The organism is Parapedobacter luteus, assembly GCF_900168055.1.
GTDB classification, from domain to species: domain Bacteria; phylum Bacteroidota; class Bacteroidia; order Sphingobacteriales; family Sphingobacteriaceae; genus Parapedobacter; species Parapedobacter luteus.
In genome coordinates this window covers 268,436-287,474 of the sequence record NZ_FUYS01000002.1, presented here as the reverse complement: position 1 = coordinate 287,474, position 19,039 = coordinate 268,436, and the positions used below count along the sequence as shown (strand labels likewise).

The 19,039-nt window shown below is 49.1% G+C and carries 16 protein-coding genes and 1 tRNA gene; 8 read left to right on the top strand and 9 right to left on the bottom strand.

Annotated features, from left to right (window positions below; genetic code table 11):
• The 4 genes from B5X72_RS04320 to B5X72_RS04305 form a co-directional block, all read right to left on the bottom strand.
• Nucleotides 1-1,158, bottom strand: coding sequence for an MFS transporter (locus B5X72_RS04320; protein WP_079715610.1), 1,158 nt, complete (start codon nt 1,156-1,158; stop codon nt 1-3).
• A 47-nt stretch (nt 1,159-1,205) separates the two neighbouring features.
• Nucleotides 1,206-1,997 carry a Cof-type HAD-IIB family hydrolase gene (locus B5X72_RS04315; protein ID WP_079715609.1) on the bottom strand — a complete coding sequence of 264 codons (792 nt, stop codon included), beginning with the start codon at nt 1,995-1,997 and terminating at the stop codon, nt 1,206-1,208.
• Between the two features lie 70 nt (nt 1,998-2,067).
• On the bottom strand, nt 2,068-2,610 hold the full coding sequence (locus B5X72_RS04310) for an NUDIX domain-containing protein (protein WP_079715608.1): 543 nt from the start codon (nt 2,608-2,610) through the stop codon (nt 2,068-2,070).
• Nucleotides 2,611-2,620: 10 nt separating this feature from the next.
• A complete protein-coding gene (locus tag B5X72_RS04305) occupies nt 2,621-3,496 on the bottom strand; it encodes an aldose 1-epimerase family protein (protein WP_079715607.1) in 876 nt (291 codons plus the stop codon).
• 61 nt (nt 3,497-3,557) lie between these two features.
• Here B5X72_RS04305 and B5X72_RS04300 point away from each other — a divergent pair, with 61 nt between their 5' ends.
• The 5 genes from B5X72_RS04300 to B5X72_RS04280 all read left to right on the top strand — a co-directional run bounded on the left by B5X72_RS04300 (nt 3,558) and on the right by B5X72_RS04280 (nt 8,483).
• A complete protein-coding gene (locus tag B5X72_RS04300; RefSeq protein ID WP_079715606.1) occupies nt 3,558-4,520 on the top strand; it encodes a bile acid:sodium symporter family protein in 963 nt (320 codons plus the stop codon).
• Nucleotides 4,521-4,726: 206 nt separating this feature from the next.
• Nucleotides 4,727-5,674, top strand: a complete 948-nt coding sequence (locus tag B5X72_RS04295; RefSeq protein WP_079715605.1) for an aldo/keto reductase — start codon at nt 4,727-4,729, stop codon at nt 5,672-5,674.
• Entirely contained in the window at nt 5,671-6,807 is a 1,137-nt protein-coding gene (locus B5X72_RS04290) for an aldo/keto reductase (protein ID WP_079715604.1), read from the top strand. Before B5X72_RS04295 ends, B5X72_RS04290 begins: the two co-directional genes overlap by 4 nt.
• A gap of 31 nt (nt 6,808-6,838) precedes the next feature.
• Complete coding sequence (locus B5X72_RS04285; RefSeq protein ID WP_079715603.1) at nt 6,839-7,342, top strand: cupin domain-containing protein; 504 nt, start codon at nt 6,839-6,841, stop codon at nt 7,340-7,342.
• Nucleotides 7,343-7,352: 10 nt separating this feature from the next.
• On the top strand, nt 7,353-8,483 hold the full coding sequence (locus tag B5X72_RS04280) for an SMP-30/gluconolactonase/LRE family protein (protein ID WP_233632716.1): 1,131 nt from the start codon (nt 7,353-7,355) through the stop codon (nt 8,481-8,483).
• 1 nt (nt 8,484) lies between these two features.
• Here B5X72_RS04280 and nfi read toward each other — a convergent pair whose 3' ends face one another.
• Nucleotides 8,485-9,165 (bottom strand): deoxyribonuclease V, encoded by a 681-nt coding sequence (gene nfi / locus B5X72_RS04275; RefSeq protein WP_079715602.1) that lies wholly within the window; start codon nt 9,163-9,165, stop codon nt 8,485-8,487.
• Nucleotides 9,166-9,276: 111 nt separating this feature from the next.
• On the opposite strand from nfi, the gene B5X72_RS04270 reads away from it, so the two are divergent.
• Together B5X72_RS04270 and B5X72_RS04265 are read left to right on the top strand one after the other, a co-directional pair.
• Nucleotides 9,277-11,841, top strand: a complete 2,565-nt coding sequence (locus B5X72_RS04270; RefSeq protein ID WP_079715601.1) for a cation-translocating P-type ATPase — start codon at nt 9,277-9,279, stop codon at nt 11,839-11,841.
• A 45-nt stretch (nt 11,842-11,886) separates the two neighbouring features.
• Nucleotides 11,887-12,666 (top strand): copper resistance protein NlpE N-terminal domain-containing protein, encoded by a 780-nt coding sequence (locus B5X72_RS04265; protein ID WP_079715600.1) that lies wholly within the window; start codon nt 11,887-11,889, stop codon nt 12,664-12,666.
• Nucleotides 12,667-12,740: 74 nt separating this feature from the next.
• On the opposite strand, the gene tig is transcribed toward B5X72_RS04265, so the two are convergent.
• The 4 genes from tig to B5X72_RS04245 all read right to left on the bottom strand — a co-directional run bounded on the left by tig (nt 12,741) and on the right by B5X72_RS04245 (nt 16,289).
• Entirely contained in the window at nt 12,741-14,087 is a 1,347-nt protein-coding gene (gene tig, locus B5X72_RS04260; protein ID WP_079715599.1) for a trigger factor, read from the bottom strand.
• A gap of 84 nt (nt 14,088-14,171) precedes the next feature.
• Nucleotides 14,172-14,253, bottom strand: a tRNA-Leu gene (locus B5X72_RS04255).
• Between the two features lie 114 nt (nt 14,254-14,367).
• The gene (locus tag B5X72_RS04250; RefSeq protein WP_079715598.1) at nt 14,368-15,312 is read right to left on the bottom strand and encodes an MlaD family protein; all 945 of its coding nucleotides are present in this window, start codon (nt 15,310-15,312) and stop codon (nt 14,368-14,370) included.
• Between the two features lie 131 nt (nt 15,313-15,443).
• A complete protein-coding gene (locus B5X72_RS04245) occupies nt 15,444-16,289 on the bottom strand; it encodes an N-acetylmuramoyl-L-alanine amidase family protein (RefSeq protein WP_079716003.1) in 846 nt (281 codons plus the stop codon).
• A 137-nt stretch (nt 16,290-16,426) separates the two neighbouring features.
• Here B5X72_RS04245 and B5X72_RS04240 point away from each other — a divergent pair, with 137 nt between their 5' ends.
• A complete protein-coding gene (locus B5X72_RS04240; protein WP_079716002.1) occupies nt 16,427-19,036 on the top strand; it encodes a putative LPS assembly protein LptD in 2,610 nt (869 codons plus the stop codon).
• The last annotated feature ends 3 nt before the right edge of the window (nt 19,037-19,039 follow it).

Here is a 19,039-nt window from a genome sequence, read left to right as displayed (position 1 = left end):
TCAAAGCCGACCGTACTTGCGCATGACCAAGATATACAAGGCAAAGAGCGCGCCCACAGTCGCCATCAGCACGCCAACCAATAGCGGCGAGTGATACCCTAACCCCCAAACGATAGGTAAACCACCCAGGTAAGCACCAAGCGTATTGCCCAGGTTAAAGCTTGCCTGCCCACCCGCTGCAGCGAGTGTTTCTGCATGCTTTGCCGAATTAATCAGCATCATTTGAAGGGGTGAGCCATTCGAAAAAGAAATCATCCCGGTAATGAATGCCATCGGATAGGCAAACGCATTGATATGTGCCGTAAAATAGACAACGAGAAGACATACGGCCATGCTGGCAAAGGATAGGATGACCGCTTTATTGGGCGTAATGGTATCAGCAAGTTTTCCGCCGATAAGGTTGCCCACCACCATTCCCAACCCAACGACCACCATGACAAACGACACCTGATCCTCCTGTACCTTTGCTACTTCCGTCATCAGCGGTGCGATATAACTGATCCACGCAAACAGCCCGCCCGTGCCGATGGATATCATAGCCATCATCAGCCATGCGGTCTTTGTCTTGAAATAATGGAATTGTTGAGAAACCCCTCCCTGCAAATGAGACTTAATGGCGGGTAACCAAACGTATAAAGCCGCCAACGTGGCAATACCGCACAAGGTTACGAACACATACGTATATCGCCATGAATAATGGTGGCCAATATAGGTCCCAAGTGGCACCCCCAGCAGGTTGGCAATGGTCATTCCAGTAAACATGATGGATATAGCCTGGGCCTCCTTACCCCTACTGGCTAACGACGCAGCCACAACCGAACCAACTCCGAAAAAAGCACCATGCGGCAACCCCGACATGAAGCGGGCAATCAGCAAGGTATGATAACCCGGTACAAGGGCAAACAACCCATTGAACAACACGAACAATCCCATTAAAAACAGCAATGCCTTTTTGGGTGGATACGCTGCCAACGCCATGACCAATGTGGGCGCACCGACGACCACGCCGAAAGCATACAAAGCGATAAAATAGCCGGCCGTAGGAATGTCTATTGATAAATCCGCGGCGACATCGGGCAGCACGCCCATCATGGAAAACTCCGTCATACCGATGGCAAATGAACCAAATGCCAGCGAAATCAAACTTTTTTTAAGCACAGGAAGGAATTAAGGCGGCAAAAATAACGATTCGTACGATTAGTACGTTAAATGATTTCATACCGTTTGAGCGCATTCCAAATACCATCCTCCTCGGTCGTCCCCGTCACGTAATCGGCAGCGGCTTTTACATGGTCTCCGGCATTGGCCATTGCCACGCCCACGCCGGCGGTGCGCAGCATTTGAATATCATTTCCTCCGTCACCGAAAGCCATGGTCCGTCCGGCCGAGAGGCCATACCTGGCAAAAAATTGTTCCATACCGATTTTTTTGCTGATCCCGCGGGCATTGACATCGATAAAGACGGGGCACCACCTGCTCGACTCGCAGTTTTTCAATACATGGTTGATGATGTGGGATTCCTTGTCTTCGTCTACAAACAGGTTGAGCTGGAGCACCTCGTTGTTCAATGCCTCGGTAAACGGCTCCGGGCGGGGCACTTCCAACTTAAGCAACTCGAAAATCGCCGTCACGTCGTCCGTGATGTCACTGATGAATGCCCCTTCGGTTGTCATCACCCCTACCGGGAAATTATCTACCGTGCTTAAGTGATTATGCAATATACGAATGTCATCGGCATCGATGGTATGCCGAAAGAAAGGCTGCCCCTGACTATCTACACAATAACTTCCGTTAAATGTGATGAACCCGTCAAACCCATAAGGCGCCAAAAATTGCGCATGCTCATACGAGCGGCCGGTGGAAACAATAATTTTGACCCCCTTTGCTTTCAAGATAGCCAAGGCTTCTATGGTGGAGTCCGGAATGGCCTTGCTTTTCAGCCCAAGGAGTGTGCCGTCGATATCAAAAAAGACAGCTTGGACTTTTGGATGTGACATGGCGCAAATGTCGTGATTCCTTTCGTCACTTGCAATCCCGCCAACGAAGAAATGACCAGAAAATGGCGTTTTATACCCCCATCATCCGGGCAGCCATCAGTATTGCGCACATAGAAATCGAGTCGGTAATCTCCGAGCGCATAACCATCGCTACCGCCTCCGTCAACGCGACTCTCCGCACCTGGAGCTGCTCGGTTTCTTCCGGCTCCGCATCGCCCTGTGTCAGCCCTTGCGCGAGGAAGATAAAGCCTTCTTCGTCGGTGACCGAATTGGAGGTGTGGATACGGCCGATGCGTTGCCAGTTTTCTGCTACCAGCCCTGTTTCTTCCTTTAACTCCCTTTGGGCAGCAGCCAACGGGTCTTCTACCAGCGGTCCCCCTCCTTCCGGGATTTCCCAGGAATATTCACCCAGGGTATACCGGTATTGGCCTACCAGATAGGTAAACCCGTCATCATCCACCGGCACAATACCGATGGCTTTATTTTTGAATTTCACCACACCGTAAATACCGGGCTTACCGGCAGGTGTAATCACGTCATGATGCTCCACCTGAACCCATGGATTTTCGTAAACCGTATGGCTTTGGATGGTCTCCCAGTTATTGGCTCCCATATGACTATCGTTAAAAACAAGTGACTGCCCAGCTGCGGCTCCAGTTGTCTCCCCCGCTCAGGTGTTGCATACCTTCCTTTTCTTCCAGTTGCTGGTTGTGCCCTATATGGTCGGCAATGCCACACCAAGGCTCTAAACATACAAAATCTGCGCCTTTCGCCGCCCAAATACCGAAATAAGGAAAACCGTCGTGATGGAATAGGATACCTCGGTCATTTATCACATTGCCCAAGGTAATGGTGTTACTTTGCAACGTCTTCAATACCAGCGCATCTGCATAAAACAATTCATATCGCAGCGGCAGCCGATGCCGTTTGTCAAGCAGGATGGTCTCCTTACGTTCCGAAATCAGGTTACCTTCGAGTTTGTGGCACAATAATGCATCGTCATCCGGAAATTCAAGAAAGTAATCCGTATACGCCGGTCCGCCGTTTTCTGCCAAGGCCGAAAATGCCGGATGTCCACCTATGGAAAAAAACAGCGGTTGGCTGTCCGATGGATTGTGAACCTCATAACGACAGGTGAGCGCGTGCCCGTCAAGCCGGTAGCGCAGCATCAGTTGAAAAGCAAACGGATAAACGGTGCGTGTTTCTTCGCTGTCAGTCAGCGTAAAGACCGCTTCCGTAGGCGATAAGAGCTTCCCGTCAAATGACTTTTCTCGAGCAAATCCATGGCGCGGCAATCGGTAGGCACGGCCCCTGTAGTAATACGTATCATCTTTCAGCGCACCCACGATGGGGAAAAGCACCGGACTGGTCTTTGCCCAATACCGCGGATTGGCGTTCCACAGGTATTCGTGATTATCATGCTGTCTCTTCAAGCTTCTGAGCTCAGCACCGATCGGGCTTATCGTGGCCTGCAGCCATTCGTTGGCTATGGTAATCATTGCGGTATAACGTGTATCTCACCACAAACATACATAAAATCTGTATCTTCGCTGTACCATTATGAAACTTGATAAGTTTGTCATTGCCATCATCGCCAGCATTCTGCTCGCTTATTTTTTCCCGCAGCCGGGGAGTTCGCAAAGCCCGATACCGCTTGATAGGATATCATCCTTTGGCATTTCGCTGATTTTTTTGTTTTATGGTTTGAAATTGAGCACTTCCGAGTTGCTACGTGGCCTCCACAACTGGCGATTGCACCTGCTGGTGCAGGGAACAACCTTTATACTCTTCCCATTGCTTGTGCTATTGGCTTTTCCCTTCGTTCATGGCGAAAAGCAGCAGACGATATGGTTGTCATTTCTTTTCCTCGCAGCCTTACCATCCACGGTGTCGTCATCAGTCGTAATGGTCGTGATGGCCCGCGGCAATATACCCGCTGCCATATTCAACGCCAGTATTTCAGGCATTATCGGTATTGCCGTCACGCCGTTATGGATGGCGCCTTTTCTTCAGCAACACGCCGCTGTGGATACAGGAGATATCTACTTGAGCCTGCTCCTCGGTATTATGCTTCCGCTTGCCATCGGCTTGACGCTACGCCCCTGGCTAAGCGACTTTGCCCGACGCAATACCAAAAACCTCAGCTTATTTGACAAAACCATTATCTTGCTCATCATCTACAAAAGCTTTGCTCACTCCTTTGAAGCGCACATATTCAGCAGCATGGAATGGTTGGATATCGGCGTTATTTCCGCCTTGGTCATTGCACTGTTTTACCTGGTCTATGGCCTAACGGGATTCTTTGCTCGCCGCATGGGACTTGACATTGCGGATCGCATCACGGTACAATTCTGCGGCACCAAAAAATCGCTCGTACATGGCACGGTGTTTTCCAACGCACTGTTTGGCCAAACTGCCGCCGTAGGCCTCATGCTCCTGCCGTTGATGATTTTCCATGCCTTGCAGATCCTTCTCGTCAGCATCATTGCCACCCGATTGAGTACACGTACAACAAATACCTGACAAGGCCTTTCGGCCACCTATGGACGGCGCCTCATACCCAGACGCGGCAACCGACGTATTTTTACAGAATGATGGCTTTTATTTAGCCGTTTAGTCCTTTAAAGGCGCTAATTTGCGTGCAGCAACGGAACACCGGCTAACCACAAATCGGTTACTTTCGGCGTACCGGAAAACAAAAAGTCATAAACAACGTAAATTAAAAAGATATGGAAAAAGTAAAAATAGGCACATCGGATCTGGAGGTAGCGCCCATCAACCTGGGCGGCAATGTATTTGGATGGACGTTGGATGAAACCGGATCTTTCGATATATTGGACGCCTTCATCGAAGGCGGATTCAACTTTATCGATACCGCAGACACTTATGCCTGGTGGGTCAACGGCACGGGCGGACAATCAGAAACCATCATCGGCAACTGGCTCAAAAGCCGGGGCAACCGCGATAAGGTAGTGATCGCAACAAAAGTGGGTTCGGAAACTCAGGCACACCCATCTGATATCAGCAAGCGACATATCCTGAAATCCGTAGACGAATCACTACAGCGATTGCAAAGCGATTACATCGACTTATATTATACGCATTTCGATGACAACAAAACGCCTGTTGAAGAAACACTTTCGGCCTATGAAGAAGTCATTAGAGCGGGAAAAGTGCGTTATGTCGCCGCTTCCAACGTTTCTCCTGCACGGCTGGAGGAATCTTTTACCGCGGCGGAAACGCATGGGCTCCCCCGCTATGTGGCGTTACAGCCGCATTACAACCTCTTGGAGCGTGCGGGCTACGAAACCGACTATGCGCCATTGGTTGAAAAATATGGGCTTACGGTGTTCCCCTACTGGGCGCTAGCGGCAGGATTCCTTACGGGAAAATACCGCAGTGAAGCCGATCTCAACAAGAGCGTCCGTGGGGGCGGTGCGAAAAAATACCTGAATGAAAAAGGATTAGCTGTACTTGACGCACTGGATAAGGTGGCGGCCAAACACCAATCGACGCCAGCTACCGTGTCATTAGCCTGGCTGCTCGCCCAGCCGCATATTGGCGCGCCAATCGTCAGCGCCACCAGCAAGCAACAGCTCGCAACTATTTTCGATGCTGCGAAGCTGACACTTGACAGCGAAGACCTCGAAGAACTAGACAACGTTAGCAAACCATGACGACTACCCGACGACAATTTATCCAACAGGCTGCGGCAATAGCAGGCAGTGCCGGCATGGCCTCATTCCATGCCCAAGTTGCCGCAAGCCCTGCCCATCAACAAACCCTATCTGTAAGACAGCAAACAATGAGCAATTCATCAAATGTATTCCAATTTCCACAAAATTTTGGATTGGGCGGCGTGGCGGCCGGCAACGGCTGGCAGGCCCACACCAACGAGCAAATCAATCAGACATTGGACGCTGCGTGGGACGCCGGTGTCAGGTATTTTGACACGTCGCCATTCTATGGATACGGCTTAAGCGAGCGCCGTTTCGGGCATTTCCTGTTTGAGAAAGACCGATCGGAGTATGTGCTATCCACCAAAATTGGCCGAATATTCGAGGCCGACCCGAAGTTTGCACCCGGGTCGGCCGGCCTCTGGAAAGGACGCCTCAATTTTAAATTCCGGTATGATTATACGGCAGACGGCGTAAAGCGATCCATTGAGGACAGCTTACAGCGGCTGGGTCTGTCATCTATCGATGTAGTATTTGTACACGACTTGTCTCCGGACAACGGCGACTTGGGTGATCGGTGGACGGAACAATTCGATATCGCCGCAAAAGGGGCTTTTCCGGCGTTGGCACAGCTGCGTGAAGAGGGCATCATCAAGGCTTGGGGACTGGGAGTAAACAGGCCACAACCCATCCTGAAAGCACTGGAAGTGGCCGATCCGGACGTCATGCTGGTGGCTATCCAATATACATTGTTCGAACACGAAGATGCCTTGACGAACTTGTTTCCCGCGATGGCCGAGAAAAACGTGAAGGCTGTCATCGGTGGCCCGCTTAATGGTGGCTTTGCCGCGGGCTTGGATCGCTGGAACTACGGCCCCGGTTTGCCGCAAGAAATGGTAGACAAACGAAAACGGATAAAAGCGATAGCCGACCAATATAATGTAAGCGTGTCTACCGTGGCGCTGCAGTTTGCAGCGCAGCATCCGGTAGTGGGCGCGGTCATCCCGGGGGCCAGCCGCCCGGAACAGGTGCAGGAAAATGTAAGGTCATTCCACACCGACGTACCGGCAGCACTGTGGAAGGCGCTAAAAGACGAACGTCTCATTCATCCTGACAGTCCTGCAGGGACATAAGGAGAAATAACTGTTTCAATAGTAAGGTTTTATGATTGGCATCGAAAAATACCTATTCAACGATGATGGCCTCATCCCCAATAGTCATTACCCACTGCTGCTATACCGTGCGTGTTTCAAGGCTAGGGGATCTGAAGGGGCCGTCTGGCTTGAAAAGCACTTCAGGCAAAACGACTGGTATAATTCATGGCAAGCCGGCATTTATCCCTTCCATCATTACCACAGCACATCGCATGAAGTACTGGGATGTTTCAGCGGCAACGCGCTACTGCAATTAGGTGGCGAGAAGGGCCGGCAAATGAATGTGCAAGCCGGAGATATCATGATCATTCCGGCAGGTGTTGGGCATAAGTGTATCCGGCACAGTCCGGACTTCATCGTAGTGGGCGCATACCCGGATGGCAAAGATTGGGATCTTCTCCGGGGCGAAGATGGAGAACGGCCGCAAGCAGACCAAAACATGGCGCAGGTGCCTTTACCGAAAACGGATCCTTACTTTGGCATGGAGAATGGACTTTTGACATATTGGAAATAATGAAGATGCTATGATAACCTTCAAGAAATGCGGCCGGGTGGCCATAATCGTTTCGGTGTTGGGCGCGATGACCAGCCTGGATGCGACCAGCCAACAACGGCATTATAGTGACAAGCTGATTCCGGTGGTAGACTTAGGTAAGCGCCGCGCCATAGGCGTCAGCGTATCGTCAGACAACCGCCTGTTCGTCTCCTTCCCCAACCAAGGGAAGGACTATCGGTATGGGCTCACCGAAATCGTCAACGGCCAGCCCCTACCCTTTCCCGACAAAGCCTGGAATGCGCATACCGGCGATTCGGCCACCCGTTTCATCAACGTGCAGGACCTGTATGTGGATACCGACGATAACCTCTGGGTGCTGGACTCGAAACCTGCGCCGAAAGGCTCGATATTCGGCGGTCCGAACGGCGCTGCCGCAGCCGAGGGTGCGTTCAAACTGCTAAAAATAAACCTTGCCACCAACCAAGTAGAACGCGTATATACCTTTGACGACCTCGACAAAAGTACATCGGGGCTCAATGATATGCGTATCGACCCGGATAAGAGCTTAGCCTACCTTTCCGACCCCGGCCGCGCCGCTATCGTTGTATTGGACCTTGCATCCGGATCGACACGTACCGTACTCAGTGGCCAACCTTTCACCACGGCCGACCCTCACATCATCCTGACCTACGATGGCAAGGAAATGCGCGACCGGAGCGGCAATCCCTTCCGTTCGAATGTCAACGGCATCGCGCTGACCAAAGACAATCGGTACCTTTACTTCAAGCCAATCAATAAGTTAAACCTTTATCGCATTGAAACCCGATATCTGGCTGATACATCACTAACAGATACCGAACTGGCGACACAGGTGGAAGACATGGGTGAGACTGCCGTAACGCATGGTCTGATAGCTGACAACAAGGGTAATATCTATTTGACCTCTTCCATGGATTACAGCATCAAGTACCTTTCGCCCGACGGTAGGCTGCATACCCTGGTGCAGGATGATCGCCTGCTTTGGCCGGATTCATTTGGCATCGGATCGGACGGATATTTGTATTTTTCATGTGCCCAGCTGCAGCGCGATCCACAATGGAACAATGGCGAGGATAAGGTGGAGTATCCGTATCAAATCTATAAGGTAAAACTGCCTTAAATTATCCGACTCCTTCTGGCAACTCGCCACGCCGGAAGCGGTTGACCAACTCGTGTGCCAGTCGAGTAGGTTCGGGAATCCGGTACTTTCCTATGCATTGCCGGATGATTTGCAGGCTGTTTTCCATGCCAACCAAATGCCCGGGCGAAACAAATACCGGCGCGGTCTTGCTTTTGCTACGAAAGGCATATCCAATTTGCTCGACACCGGCCATGATTGGACTATGATCGCCCACTAATAAACCGGGTTCATGATAGTTACCCGTCAGCAGCTTCTTGGCACAGCCCACACTTGGTTGTCCGGTCTCCACACCGAAGTGGGCGGCAATGCCCAGCCGGCGTGGGTGAGCAATACCATGGCCGTCGACCACGAGCACATCAGGTTTGAGGGTCAACCTTCTCCATGCCTCCACCAATGCAGGCACTTCGCGAAACGCTAAGTATCCAGGCACATATGGAAAGCGGGTTTCCGCCCTGACCAGTGACCACCCCACCGGCTGCAATGCGGGAAACGAGAGTACGATAATGCCTGCATAAATGGTGGTACTATATAGGTTGAGTGAGACATCAGCGCCGCCAATCCATTGAATGGACAGCTCCCTTTCCGATGTATCCACCCGTTCGCGCAATTTGTTCTGCAAAAGGGTGGCCTCAGGAATGCTTAGTGTATCATAGTTTTCCATAACGTCAATTCGCCAAACAAGATACCAATTATCCACGAAACAAACATAATTCGAAGCTTACCGTTACGATTAGTATAAATAGCTATCTTAAAACACCTGTTATCTCATGATATGGCCTCACATTGGCATCAACAAACTGCTAAACAAGCATTGGAAGATTTGGGTTCTTCTCCGGACGGATTACACCAAGAAGATGTTTCCGCACGGCGAGAACACCACGGCTTCAACAAGTTGAAAGGCGGCAGGCAAAAATCAAAAATTGTGATTTTTGTTTCCCAATTTATGGATGTGATGATTGGCATCCTTGCTGTAGCTGCGGCTATTTCCTTTTTTGTAGGCGAACATACTGATGCGTATGTTATCCTCGGCATTATCCTGGGCAATGCCATTATCGGATATATTCAGGAAAGCCGGGCAGAAGCATCCATCCAAAAACTGCAACAAATGGCGGCGCAGCAAACCACGGTCGTCCGAGGCGGCGCACCAGCGGAGATCGAAGCAAGTCAATTGGTTCCAGGCGACGTCGTGCTGCTTGACGCCGGTGATATCGTTCCTGCAGATGGACGGCTACTGGAAATCAGTGCTCTCAAAGTAGACGAGGCCATGCTCACCGGGGAAAGCCACGCTGTGGAAAAACATACCGCCCCGATTACAGGGGCAGAATTATTGCCCGGCGACCGGCTGAATATGGTTTTCAAAGGGACTGTTGTCAGCAATGGATCGGCAAAGATGGTGGTGACCGAAATCGGCATGGCCACGGAAATGGGCAAAATAGCTTCCCTGCTGGAAGGCGGAGCCGAGCAAACCCCGTTGCAACGCCGGCTCCGAAAGTTCAGCAAGCAATTGGTCGTTGTCGTGCTGTTTATCTGTGCAGCGATATTTGCTCATGGCTTATACCGTGGCGAAGAGGTGTTGACCATATTTCTCACGGCATTGTCACTCGCCGTGGCGGCGCTGCCTGAAGCCCTCCCCGCAGTCATCACCATCGCCTTGGCCAACGGTGCCGCCCGGATGGTCAAACAGCAGGCGCTCATCAGACGGCTGCCAGCTGTGGAAACGCTTGGATCGGTAACCTATATCTGCAGCGATAAGACCGGAACACTTACCAAGAATAAAATGACGGTCGAGCGCGTATGGTGTCCGGAAGAAAAGGAATCGCTACTCCTGAATGCATTTTTTTTGAACAACGAAATCCGGTTTGATGAAAGCGGAAAACCATTGGGCGACGCTACAGAAATCGCACTGGTCGCTTATGCGCTTGAAAAGGGAATCGACAAGCAGCAAGCGGAGACCGACTATCCTATTGTAGGTAAAGTGCCTTTCGACTCGGAGCGCATGCGCATGAGCTCGCTCCATCAATTTGACGGCAAATACCTTTTGCTTGTGAAAGGTGCGCCAGGTCAAATCGCTGATACATTGGCTGCCGGCTTTACCGAAAAAAAAGAAGAATGGCTTGACACCAACCGCGAATGGGCCCGCGAAGGACTAAGAGTGCTCTTTTTTGGCTATAAATGGCTGGATAAACAGCCGGAACAATTAACGCCGTCACTGGAAACGGATTTGGATTTTCTGGGTATGGCAGGCATGATTGACCCGCCGCGGGAAGAGGTGGTGGAGGCCATCCAACTGTGCACTACCGCAGGTATCAAGCCAGTGATGATCACGGGTGACCAGCCGCTGACTGCGGTTGCCATTGCCGAGCGTTTGAAGCTTATCACTTCCGACCATGAAAAAGCGCTTACCGGGGCCGAACTCAATAAAATGTCGGACGATGAATTGAAAGACACGGCAAAGCATACGGCTGTTTATGCGCGGGTATCGCCCGAGCAGAAGTTAAAGATAGTGAAGGCCCTACAACAGAACGGCGAGTTTGTGGCCATGACCGGAGACGGCGTGAACGACGCACCTTCTTTGAAACAAGCAAATATCGGTGTAGCCATGGGCATAACCGGAACGGATGTCTCCAAGGAAACGGCAGACATGATTCTGCTCGACGACAACTTCGCGACCATCGTGAAAGCCATTAAGGAAGGGCGCCGCATTTATGACAATATCCGGCGATTCATCCTATATGTACTGTCATGCAACTTGGGCGAGATTCTCGTCATCTTTTTTGCCCCGATTCTGGGACTGGCGATCCCGCTATTGCCTATTCATATCCTTTGGATAAACCTCGTAACGGATGGCTTGCCTGGCTTGGCCCTCGCCTCAGAACCCGCAGAAAACGATGCCATGCGACGGCCGCCGCGGCGGCCGGACGAAAATCTTTTTGCAGGAAGACTGATTCCACGGATAGTGCTCACTGGCTGCCTGATGGCTATTGGAGCCTTTGTGCTGCAATTTGCGGCGACGAATAAGGGGTATGAAACCGTATTGCAGCAGACAATGGTATTCTCCATGTTAAGCTTCGTGCAGTTGGGAAATGCATTGATCGTTAGAAGCTTAAACACCTCGTTGTTCCGGCTTCCCCTTTTTCGAAATCCGTTCCTGATTATGACCATTCTTTTTTCAGTGGGGTTGCAGCTGTTGTTGGTGTATGCGCCAGTCTTGCAGCCGATATTTAAAACCGCAGCCCTGCCTGCTGAAGCCTTGTGGCTGACCGCAGCGGTGTCTGTCTCGTGCGTCGCATGCATCGAAGGCGTGAAGTTGTTGGTTGCTAAAATATCCGGTCGATAAGTCTTTTGGTATACTTTATGCTTTTATTTTTCTAAACAAGCGCTTATGAAACCTATTACAAATTCTACGTGGGCTATTGGTTGCATGGTCATAGCCGCAGTCGTGGCCGGTTCATGCCAAATGAAAAAGACAACCGCCACCCAGCCGCCAGATGCCGCACATAATAGCCGCAACGCGGTGGATTGGAGCGGCACCTATCACGGCACATTGCCGTGCGCAGATTGTCCGGGGATTGATTACACACTAACGTTGAAAACGGACAATTCCTATCTATTGAAAACACAATACCTTGAAAAAGGCGATTCCGTGTTTAGGGAATCGGGGTCATTCAGTTGGGATGAAAGCGGGAGCCGGATTACGCTGGACGAACGGAACGAAAAATTCCAAGTAGGCGAAAACCGCCTGTTTCATCTTGATAGGGATGGCAACCGTATTACGGGCAATCTGGCAGCCCATTATATACTGACCAAACTAACAGATACCGTGATTGGGAGATATTGGAAACTGATTGAACTGGATGGCACTGCGGTCGACGCTGGCACGACACAAAAGGAGCCTTACATCCGGTTAAATCAAGAAAACAATAGATTGGAGGCCAACGGTGGCTGTAATGGTTTGGGCGGAACGTATGAATTGGCCGAGCCCAACCGGATTAAATTTTCCCAGCTCATCGGCACCATGATGGCTTGCGAAAACATGGAGGTGGAAAATGGCTTAAAACGGGTGTTGGAGATGACCGACAGCTACCACCTCCAGAACGACACGCTCCAGCTCTTCCGTGCAAGAATGGCGCCACTGGCGAAATTCGTTGCCGTGGAAAAATAAAAAAAATCTCAAAAAAAGGGGCTGTAGTTTGATACAGCCCCTTTCTAAATGCGTTAGCCGAGAATCTCGGTTACTTAAAGCTCCAAAAACTTGTTGTACTCGATTTCCTTCTTCTCTAATTTGACCACTCCGCGAAGATGATCAAATACTTTAAGCGCTTTTACCTCATCAAATAGCCGGTTTGCCTGCTCTTTGTCGCCAAGTAATTGCACGGCATATTGGGACAATTGCTGGTCAGTGGCTTCCTGTCCGGGGCTATACATTTTGACCTGCGCAGCGATACGCTCCTTTGCGAGTGCCAAGACCTCCTCGTATTTGACTTCCAGTCCGTTTTGGGTAATGATGCGGTTTTCGATAAGCGTCCATTTTAGGTTTTTCAGAAAATCGGCAAACCCTTCCTCCAATTCGTCATCCTTGATCTCCGGATTAGTGGCTTTCAGCCACCTTTTCAGGAATGCTTCCGGAAAATCTACCTTGACAGATTCCAACCCCTTCAGGTACATATCGTTCTGCAATTTTTGTGTGGCGTTCTGCACCAACATACTTTCTACTTCTTCCTTCACTTTCTCCCTGAACTCGGCTTCGGATTTAACCGTTCCTTCACCAAACAGTTTGTTGTAGAAATCTTCCGTCAATTCCGCTTCTTCCAGACGATTTATATTTTTAACCGTCAGCTTGAATGTACTGGTCGTTAATGCCTCAACATCCTCTTCCTTTACGCCGAGCATGCGGGCGATATCCGCTGTCGATTTAAAAGCTTTTTTCAGATCGATGGTCACCTCATCATCTTTCTTCAATCCCACGAGGGATTTCTTAATTTTTTTATCGTCAACCAAATCGGTTCGTACAGAAGCGGTATTGACAACACCCCCTTCTATTTCTTTCCCTTCAGAGTCTACTTGCTTCAACTCGGCATACAGCACATCTCCGTCTTCAGCTATATCGGGGTTGGTCATCTTGCCATAGCTACGGCGCAGATTCTTGATGCGCGATTCAAGCGTCTCTTCGTCGGCCTTTACGACATATTCCGTAAACGTGGTCTTTTCGTTGAAGGGAACTTCAAACTGCGGCGCTAACCCTATCTCGTAGTGAAAGGAAAACGTATCTTGAAAATCCCAGTTATAATCATTTTTATCATCTTCTTTGGGCAGCGGCTGACCAAGAATCTCCAATTTATTATCGCTGATATATTGGTTAATTTTGTCGCTGACCAACCGATTCACTTCATCAAACAAGAGCGCTTTGCCGTACGTCCGCCGGATGTGGGATACCGGTACCATCCCCGGCCGGAATCCTGGCAGCTTGGCTTTTTTGGCCTGTTCCTTAATAGCTTTGTCTACTTGCGGATTGTAGTCCTCGGGAGTAAGGTCTACGGTGATGACAGCATTGATTTCGTCGATGTTTTCGTGTGAAATGTTCATACTCAATTTTAAGCGTTTATCGCATATATAAAAAATCCCCCCGATGTTTTCGGGAGGATCCCGATATCTTCGGGAGGATTCAAGTGCGGAAGAAGGGACTCGAACCCCCACGCCTTTCGGCGCCAGATCCTAAGTCTGGTGCGGCTACCAATTACGCCACTTCCGCATAGGATTTTTATTTGGACTGCAAAAGTAAGGCTTATTCTTTAAAATGACAAACTTTTTTATTTTTAAACACAACCGGCTCGTTTTCAGCGTGCTAACAGCCTCGCAGTGGCCATTAATCGTTCTTGCGTCCAAATACTGAAAAATGCACATACCTCCCCGGCCGCGCTTTCATATCGGCTATTAATTCCTCCAGATTTTTCGAAGCTTGATTAAGATTGTTGTACAGCTGTTCGTCATTAAGCAACATACCAATAGACCCCTCGCCTTGGTTTATCCGATCAGTGATCGACTGAAAATCGGCCATTGCTCGATTTGCACTGACAATGGTCTGCGCGAAGTCAGCTTTAGCCACTTGATCAGTTATGCTGTCGAGATTGGCCAGTACATGCCCGATGCGCTCGTTATTGTCCTTCAGATTACCCGTAATGGATTCGACGTTGGCGACGATTCGGCTGATGCGATTTCGCTCAGAAACCACCAGACCGTCCAACTGCCCGGTAATTCCCTCAAGGTTTTGAAGCGAATTGGCGATGCTGTTTATACTCCGGTTAAAATCTCGTTGAAAATCCTTGTTGATGGTATTATTAATTGAACTCAATACCGAATCCAATACCGCAACAATATCCTCAGCTTTCTTTTGGATAGGCTCAACCTGCTCCATGATGTTCTTTTGTAAACCCGCTTCCAACTTATCGCCGTCTTTGGCGTATTCCGGGCTGTCGCCCAGTTCAAAAACGATGGCTTTACTTCCCAACAAGTCGGTGCTCGCAAGGCGCGCAACAGTGTTTACCGGAATGGCATAATCCCGCCTGACTTTAAATTCGGTTTTAATTCTACCATCTGCCTGCAACTGCATGGCGGATACGCGCCCTATTTGGTACCCATTTACAAGGATAGGCTTGGATGCGGTCAACCCATCTACCCGTTCGTATGTTGCGTAAAACGTATTTTCACGACTAAAGACATCGTTGCCCCGCAAAAAACTGTAGCCCAGAACGAGGATGGCTATGGCTACCACAGCCAGTATACCTACTTTGGTTTCGTTTGCAATCTTCAAGATTTTCCAATTTAGTTCTTACACAATGACTGACCACGGCCCACCGATTACCAGCCGCCGCTCACCGGCCACCGATCGCGGCCCTAACCACCACTTAACAACCTAAACGTTGTATTGTTTATGCTGCACGTTCAATGTTCCACCTGCCGCTTGTAGGCTTTAATTGCCTCCAGCAAGTTTTTCACAATTTCCGCCTGCCCACTTTCCGACTTCATGTAGGTTTCCTCGTCCGGATTACTGATAAAACCAATTTCGGTCAATACCGCAGGCATACCCGCCCGCGCCAATACGGCCAAACTCAATTCTTGTACTCCCCTGTCTTCCCTTCCTGATTTGACATATTGTTGTTGGATGAATGAGGCGAGCCGAATACTTTGTTCGCGGAATTGATTCTTCATCAGCGAAAATACGATAAAACTTTCGGGATCGTTCGGATCAAACCCCTGATAATTCTCTTCATAATTTTCCTCCAGCAAAATATCCGCATTTTCCCGCAATGCAACTTCCTGTTCATCCAGCCTGCCAAATCCCGACACGAACGTTTCGGTACCTCTGATTTGTTTATTCTGAACGGTCGTATAATAATATTTCCCTTTGCTATTGCGCATCCTTACCCGCCGGGCAGGCGCAGCGTTGCAATGGATGGAAATAAAGAGGTCTGCTTTTTTTGCGTTGGCAAACTCGATACGCTTGTACAACTCGACATCAACATCGGTTGTTCGTGTGTAATGTACCTTCACTCCGGGAATCTCAGATTCAATAGCCTTGCCTAACTTCAATGCAACTTGCAAAGCAATGTTTTTCTCCAGCGATGTTGCACCGCGAGCTCCGGGTTTGTCCCCGCCATGCCCGGCATCCAATACGATGGTTCTAACGGTATATGCGGTATCCTGATACTTATTTGCAAAAGAAATCGTTGGAATAAATATAAACAGGGAAATGAAATAAAGAACTTGCTTTGTGGGATGTTTTATCATATCGATGTAATACACCAGAATCCTAACTATTTTTAATTAATTTTGTGCGCAATTCCGATTTATTGCAAAAATAATATTCGTTGTCAAATTTGAAGGCTGTTGCTGTTTTTTTTTCGTCTTTTTTATTAACGGTAGTTTTGACCGTATCCGTACATGGTCAAGAACGCTCCAAACAGGATAGCACCAGACTTGATTCGCTGCAGCGGCCGATTTTGCCGGTCGATACCACCGATGCTCTTCGCCCAGACAGTCTTGCCGCAGACACACTCAATAGACAAGATACCGTCCAAATCAATACCCAGGATGGGTTAAAAGCGGTTGTAAGCATCGTAGCTGCCGACTCCCAGATTACTGATTTGAGAACGAATATTATTTATTTGTATGGCGATGCTAAAGTCAAATATGAAGGTTTTGAGCTTGCCGCAGATTACATCCGTGTAAACCAGGCTGAAAATGAAGTATTTGCCAGCGGGCGGAACGACCATAATAATAAATATGTTGGCAGACCGATCGTCATTTTCCCCAACGAAACACCTAAGGCCGTCGATTCATTGCGATATAATTTTGATACAGGGAATGGCATAACGTTCGGTATTTTCACCGAAGTAGAAGGTGGATTCATTCAGGCCAGCAGGGTACGCAAAAATCAATACAATGAAATGTCGCTCTATCATGGCATGTATAGCACCTGTAACCTGCCCGAACCCCACACCCATTTTGGTATCCAGATTAGTAAAGGTGTGGTTACGGAAAACCAAATTATTTCCGGACCGGCATATCTGGTGATGGAAGGAATACCACTACGGTTTATCACCATCCCGTTTGGCTTTTTCCCCAAGCCGAATAAACGAGCTTCGGGCTTCCTATTCCCCACATTCGGCGAGGAATTCAATAGGGGCTTTTTTATGCGCGATATCGGTTGGTACCTGGCTCTGAATGATTATTGGGACAGTGAAATCCGTGGAACGTTGTATTCAAAAGGCTCATACGAAGCCGCCATACTTACTCGCTACCGCGTTAATTACAAGTACAACGGCGGATTCAACCTTAACTATGCGAATACGAAAAGCGGTGTGGAAGGTACCGCCCAATACCAAACGAGAAATGACTTTAGGGTTACATGGAATCATACTCAATTGCAGGAAGCGAATCCCGGAACGACCTTCAGTGCTAATGTCATGTTTGGAACGAGCTCTTACGCACACAATACAGCGGCTAATGCTTCATACAACTATCAAGAGCTCACCCGGAATTCAATGAACTCCAGCATCAGTTATGGAAAAACATTCGCTGATGGAAAAGTAAACTTCACGGCCAGCATGCGGCATTCTCAAGATATGACGGCGCAAACCGTCTCCTTGGACCTGCCAACCTTTGCGTTGAGCGTAAGCTCGTTCAATCCCTTTGATTCAAAAGATCGGGTGGGCGAACAGAAATGGTATCAACGCATCAATGTCAGCTATTCTCTGCGAGGGGATAACGTGTTGAATGCGCAAGAATCAGGGTTATTCAGTAAAGAAACATTAAGTCAATTTCAAAGCGGCTTTCAACACAGTATCCCCATCAGTTTGTCACTGAACGTCTTGAAATTTTTCCAGTTCAATACCAGTGTCAACTATAACGAAAGCTGGCATATGCAAACGTATAGAAGACGATTGGACAACACCCCTAACGGTTATGTCGAATTGCGGGATACCGTTAATGGGTTCGAACGGTCGTACGATTATTCGGTTTCTTCGGGACTTTCCACCAAGATTTACGGGATGTACCCCAAAATTGGCAAGATACAGGCCATGCGGCATGTCATCACGCCATCGGTCAACCTCAATTACCGCCCCGACTTTTCTAATCCGATGTATGGGTTTTACCGGCGGTTTACTGATGCGCAGGGCAGGGAAACCTTATATTCGATTTTTCAGGGTAGCCGGTACGGTTCGCCGGGCAGCGGACGTTCGATGGGTATCGGTTTTTCCGTCGACAATAATATCGAGGCAAAAATCCTGAGCAGTAAGGATACCACCAATGGTGGGGTCAAGAAAATTCCTATCCTGCAAGGGCTTACTTTCAGCGGCAACTATAATTTCGTGGCCGATTCGTTTAACCTGTCAAACATCAATTTTTCCGGACGTACGGCGTTGTTCAACCAAAAAATCAACCTCAATTTCAATGGCACATTTGACCCTTATCATTTTGACCAAGGCATGGGAAGACGCGTAAACCGCTTTGCTATTACAGAAGGCCAGCTTGCCCGGCTCACGAATTTCGGACTATCGTTTGACTATAGCTTTAACCCCAAAGCCAATGACAGCCGGCAGCGTGGCCTTGATTCATTGGACAACCAGAAAGCAAATATGACCCCTGAGCAGCAACAGGCACTGGCGAGAATCAGTTCGGACCCCAATGCGTTTGTTGATTTCAACATCCCCTGGAACCTTGCTGGCTCATTCAGCTTTCAATATTCCAATCCGGGTACACGGTCTACCGTCACCGCCACGCTGAATTTACATGGCGATTTCAGCCTTACGCCTAAATGGAAGGTTCAATTCAATTCGGGATATGATTTCAGGCAAAAAGAAATCTCCTTGACCCGTTTTAGTATTTACCGCGACCTCCATTGCTGGGATATGTCGTTCGGCTGGGTACCCTTCGGGCGGTTTCAAAGCTACAACGTCACCATCCGGGCAAAAGCATCCATCTTACAAGATTTAAAATTAACCAAACGAAACGACTCTTTTGGTAGTTTCTAACCG

Excerpts from the sequence above, each read along its gene's own strand:
- B5X72_RS04315 (WP_079715609.1), bottom strand. The coding sequence starts at position 1,997 with ATGTCACATCCAAAAGTCCAAGCTGTCTTTTTTGATATCGACGGCACA.
- B5X72_RS04310 (WP_079715608.1), bottom strand. The coding sequence starts at position 2,610 with ATGGGAGCCAATAACTGGGAGACCATCCAAAGCCATACGGTTTACGAA.
- B5X72_RS04305 (WP_079715607.1), bottom strand. The coding sequence starts at position 3,496 with ATGATTACCATAGCCAACGAATGGCTGCAGGCCACGATAAGCCCGATC.
- B5X72_RS04300 (WP_079715606.1), top strand. The coding sequence starts at position 3,558 with ATGAAACTTGATAAGTTTGTCATTGCCATCATCGCCAGCATTCTGCTC.
- B5X72_RS04295 (WP_079715605.1), top strand. The coding sequence starts at position 4,727 with ATGGAAAAAGTAAAAATAGGCACATCGGATCTGGAGGTAGCGCCCATC.
- B5X72_RS04290 (WP_079715604.1), top strand. The coding sequence starts at position 5,671 with ATGACGACTACCCGACGACAATTTATCCAACAGGCTGCGGCAATAGCA.
- B5X72_RS04285 (WP_079715603.1), top strand. The coding sequence starts at position 6,839 with ATGATTGGCATCGAAAAATACCTATTCAACGATGATGGCCTCATCCCC.
- B5X72_RS04280 (WP_233632716.1), top strand. The coding sequence starts at position 7,353 with ATGATAACCTTCAAGAAATGCGGCCGGGTGGCCATAATCGTTTCGGTG.
- nfi (WP_079715602.1), bottom strand. The coding sequence starts at position 9,165 with ATGGAAAACTATGATACACTAAGCATTCCTGAGGCCACCCTTTTGCAG.
- B5X72_RS04270 (WP_079715601.1), top strand. The coding sequence starts at position 9,277 with ATGGCCTCACATTGGCATCAACAAACTGCTAAACAAGCATTGGAAGAT.
- B5X72_RS04265 (WP_079715600.1), top strand. The coding sequence starts at position 11,887 with ATGAAACCTATTACAAATTCTACGTGGGCTATTGGTTGCATGGTCATA.
- tig (WP_079715599.1), bottom strand. The coding sequence starts at position 14,087 with ATGAACATTTCACACGAAAACATCGACGAAATCAATGCTGTCATCACC.
- B5X72_RS04245 (WP_079716003.1), bottom strand. The coding sequence starts at position 16,289 with ATGATAAAACATCCCACAAAGCAAGTTCTTTATTTCATTTCCCTGTTT.